This window comes from Thermoplasmata archaeon, assembly GCA_035632695.1.
Taxonomy (GTDB): domain Archaea; phylum Thermoplasmatota; class Thermoplasmata; order RBG-16-68-12; family RBG-16-68-12; genus RBG-16-68-12.
Genome location: DASQGG010000003.1, coordinates 1 through 3,801, shown reverse-complemented (window position 1 = coordinate 3,801; position 3,801 = coordinate 1). Strand labels below are relative to the sequence as shown.

The window sequence follows — 3,801 nt, the reverse complement described above, 5'->3', positions numbered from 1 at the left end:
AGTTGCTCAAGCATCTCGTCATCCACCGCAGGATTTCCCGGCCCTAGCCGCCCGGCGCGATGGCGACACCCTTTTGTGGCATCCCGGGTTTCCCCGCCCCGGGCAGTGGACCCACGAGGGAGGAGCATGCGAGTGGGCATTATCGGGGTTGGGATGACGGCGTTCCAACCGTCGACGCCAGCGTACAACTGGAAGGAGCTCATGTTCGAGGCCGCGTCCCGCGCGTACGCGGACGCCGGCCTGAACCCGCGCACGGACGTGGACTCGTTCATCACCTGCGCGGAGGACTACTATGAGGGATTCGGGATCTTCGACGAGTTCGTGCCCGATCAGCTCGGCGCCGCGTTGCGGCCCACGTGCACGGTGTCCGGCGACGGGCTCCAGGGCCTCGCCTCCGCCTTCATGCAGATCCAGACCGGCATCGTCAATGTGGTCGCGGTCGAGGCGCACAGCAAGGTCTCCGACATCGTGAGCCTCGAGGGCATCGTGGAGCAGGGGCTCGACCCGATCTGGAACCGCCCGCTGGGGGCCCACCCGTACATGTTCGCGGGGCTCGAGGCGGACGCGTACCTCCGGAGGACCCACACCCCCGGGAAGGCCCTCGCTGCGGTGGTCGCCAAGAACCGACGGAACGGTCTCCTGAATCCACTCGCCGCGTACGGCGCCTCCGTCGACGAGGCCCAAGCCGCAAAATCCGCAGAACGCTTCGCGCCACTCCGGATGCTCGACATCAGCGAGCCCGCGGACGGCGCAGTCGTGCTCGTCGTCGCCTCCGAGGCCGCGGCGAGGAAGCTGCACGCGAACCCCGTATGGATCCGCGGCATCGGATGGGCGAGCGATTCCCCCACGTTCGAGACGCGCCAGTTCGGGGACGCCTGGTACGCGGAGCAGGCCGCCCGGATGGCCTATCGGCTCGCCAAGGTGCGCCGACCCGCCGCGGAGTTCGATGTGGCCGAAGTCGACGATCGGTTCTCCTACAAGGAGCTGCAGCACCTCGAGGCCCTGGGGCTTGCGAAGCCCGGGGAGGCCGGGCGCCGCGTCTTGAAGGGAGATTTCGCATTGGACGGCAAGGCGCCTGTGAACCCCTCGGGAGGATCCCTCGGGTGCGGCAACGTGTTCGAAGCCACGGGGCTCCATCGGGCCTCGGAGGTGGCTCTCCAGCTGCGTGGCGAGGCGGGCCGCCATCAGGTCGACGGCGCCCGGGTCGGCGTCGCGCAGTCGTGGCGGTTCGTGCCCTCCGCGAGCGGGGCCGTCGCGGTCCTGGGGGTGGGCAAGTGAGGAAGGTCGGCGTGATCGGCGCGGGCATGACCCTTTTCCGCCGCCGGCTCCAGGACACGCCCAAGGAGCTGTGCTACGAGGCCTCGAAGATGGCCCTCGACTCCGCGGGCCTCACCCTCGCGGACGTGAACATGGTCGTCAGCGGATCCGCGCCCGACGCGTTCGACGGCGTGCACATGAAGGGCGAGTACTATGCGGACGGCTGCGGCGCCTACGGCCGCCCGTACATGCGCGTGTTCACGGGGGGCGGTACGGGGGTGTTCAGCACGATCGCGGGCTGGTGGCACGTGGCCTCCGGACTCGCGGATGTGGTCCTCGTCGTGAACGAGGAGAAGATGTCCCCCTGCCAGCCGCACGCCCAGAGCGTGTTCGGCCACATCTGGGACCCCATACTGGATCGGCCGCTCAAACCCAACCTCGTCTGGATCTTCGCCATGGAGATGAACCGCTACATGACCGTCCACCACGTGAAGAAGGAGGACATCGCCCTGGTGGCGGTCAAGAACAAGCGGAACGCGGTCGGCCATCCGTGCGCGCAGCTCGCGGACCCCAACATCACCGTGGAGGACGTCCTGAACAGCGAGATCATGGCGTGGCCCGTGAACCGACTGGACATCAGCCCGCCGAGCGACGGGGCGTCCGCCGTCGTGCTCGCCTCTGAGGACGTCATCCGGAAGCGGAAGGTGCAGGACAAGGCCTGGGTCAGCGGCGTGGGATGGTGCATCGACTCCACGATGTGGACGGACCGCGACCTGGTTTTCCCCGAGTACGTCGCGCGGGCCGCCAAGATGGCGTACAAGCAGGCCCGGATCGACACCCCGCGCCGCCAGATCGATTTCGCCGAGCCCTACGACCCATTCGATTACAAGGAGCTGCACCACATGGAAGGATTGCTCCTGGCGAAGAAGGGGGAGGCGCCCATCCTGACCAAGGAGGGGGTGACCCAGCGGGACGGCGATCTGCCCACGTGTCCCTCGGGCGGTCTCCTCGGCGTGGGCAACCCCATCGCCGCGACGATGGGCATCAAGATCGGGGAGCTGTTCTGGCAGCTCACGGGCCAGGCGGGCAAGCGGCAGATCCCGCACGAGGTGCGCACGGGGGTGGCCCAGGCGTGGGGCGACCTCATGCAATACGGCGCCGTGGTGGTGATGCGCGCATGACCGCGAGGATTCCGAAGTTCCCCGGCACCGAGCTCGGCTCCAAGGAGTTCTACGAGGGCAAGGTCACCCAGGTGCGCTCGCGACCCGACGCCCAGTACGATTTCTCCGCGGGCGAGGCGATCAGCCGGTTCCTTGAGGAGCTCCAGAAGGGCAAGCTCATCGCGCGGACCTGCACGGGCTGCGCCCGCATACTCTTCCCTCCACGGATGTTCTGCGAGGAGTGCTACCGCCCCACGGACGAGTGGCGGTACATCCGTGACACCGGGACGATCGAGACCTACTCGATCTCCTACATCGACCAGGACGCGAAGCGGATCACGGAACCCATCCTCGTGGGCGTCGTAAGCCTGGACGGCGCGTCGCCCAAGATGGGCATGATGCACTACTTCCGGGAGATGACCAAGGACGAGATCCGCATCGGCCTGCGCGTGAAGGCGGTCTGGAAGCCGCCCGAGGAGCGCAAGGGGAGCGTGCTCGACATCCGCTACTTCCGCCCCCTCAAGGAGGGAGAGGCATGACGTTCCTGGAACGGACCACGGACGTGAAGCGCCTCCGCCACGTCGGCGTGGACATGTCCGTGGACTACATCTACACGAGCGGGATCGCGGGCGAGGTCTTCTTCAAAGCGCTTCGCGACGAGGGTCGGATCCTCGCGGTCCACTGCCCCGTGTGCAAGGTGAACCAGCTCCCGCCGCGGATGTTCTGCGAGGGTTGCTTCACGGAGCTCACGGAGTTCGTCGACGTCCCCGCCGAGGGCCGCGTCGCCGCGGTGACCGTCGCGAAGGTGGACCGCCGCGGCGGACCGCTTCCGAACCCTCAGGCGTACGCGTTCGTCACGTTCAAGGGCATCCAGGAAGGCGGTCTCATCCACCGCCTGCTCGTCGTCCCCGAGAAGGCGAAGGTCGGCCTCGCGGTCCGCGCGCGGCTCAAGCCCAAGGACGCCCGAACGGGGACGATCCTCGATATCGAGGGTTTCGAACCCGTGGCTTCGCAGGCGTGAGAATGAGGGCCAAGGCGTTATAAGCCCAACCCTGGTATCAGACCGGAGAACGGCCCAGGAGACCGAGGATGGAATCGGCGTCGAAGACGTACAAGTTCAAGATCTGCATGGTCGGCGAGGAGGCCGTTGGGAAGACGAGCCTGATCCACCGATTCGTGTCCGGGGCCTTCGACGAATCGTACATCCGGACGCTCGGAGCCGTCGTGTCGAAGAAGACCGTCCGCCTGGGGACCTTGGAGGGACGGCCCGTGGTCGTGGACATGGTGATCCTGGACATCATGGGCAAGCGCACGTTCCTGCAGCTCTTCAAGGAGGCCTACTTCCACGGCGCGAAGGGCATCCTTGCCGTCTTCGACGTCACGC

Annotated in this window: 5 protein-coding genes; all 5 read left to right on the top strand. The window is 67.1% G+C overall.

Annotated features, from left to right (window positions below):
* Nucleotides 1–126 precede the first annotated feature (126 nt).
* Nucleotides 127–1,278, top strand: coding sequence for an acetyl-CoA acetyltransferase (locus VEY12_00075; protein ID HYM38527.1), 1,152 nt, complete (start codon nucleotides 127–129; stop codon nucleotides 1,276–1,278).
* A complete protein-coding gene (locus VEY12_00070; GenBank protein HYM38526.1) occupies nucleotides 1,275–2,438 on the top strand; it encodes a thiolase domain-containing protein in 1,164 nt (387 codons plus the stop codon). The genes VEY12_00075 and VEY12_00070 overlap by 4 nt, the downstream gene beginning before the upstream one ends.
* The gene (locus VEY12_00065; GenBank protein ID HYM38525.1) at nucleotides 2,435–2,956 is read left to right on the top strand and encodes a Zn-ribbon domain-containing OB-fold protein; all 522 of its coding nucleotides are present in this window, start codon (nucleotides 2,435–2,437) and stop codon (nucleotides 2,954–2,956) included. The genes VEY12_00070 and VEY12_00065 overlap by 4 nt, the downstream gene beginning before the upstream one ends.
* Complete coding sequence (locus tag VEY12_00060) at nucleotides 2,953–3,438, top strand: nucleic acid-binding protein (GenBank protein ID HYM38524.1); 486 nt, start codon at nucleotides 2,953–2,955, stop codon at nucleotides 3,436–3,438. Before VEY12_00065 ends, VEY12_00060 begins: the two co-directional genes overlap by 4 nt.
* 68 nt (nucleotides 3,439–3,506) lie before the next feature.
* A partial coding sequence (locus VEY12_00055; protein HYM38523.1) for a hypothetical protein occupies nucleotides 3,507–3,801 on the top strand: 295 nt, incomplete at its 3' end.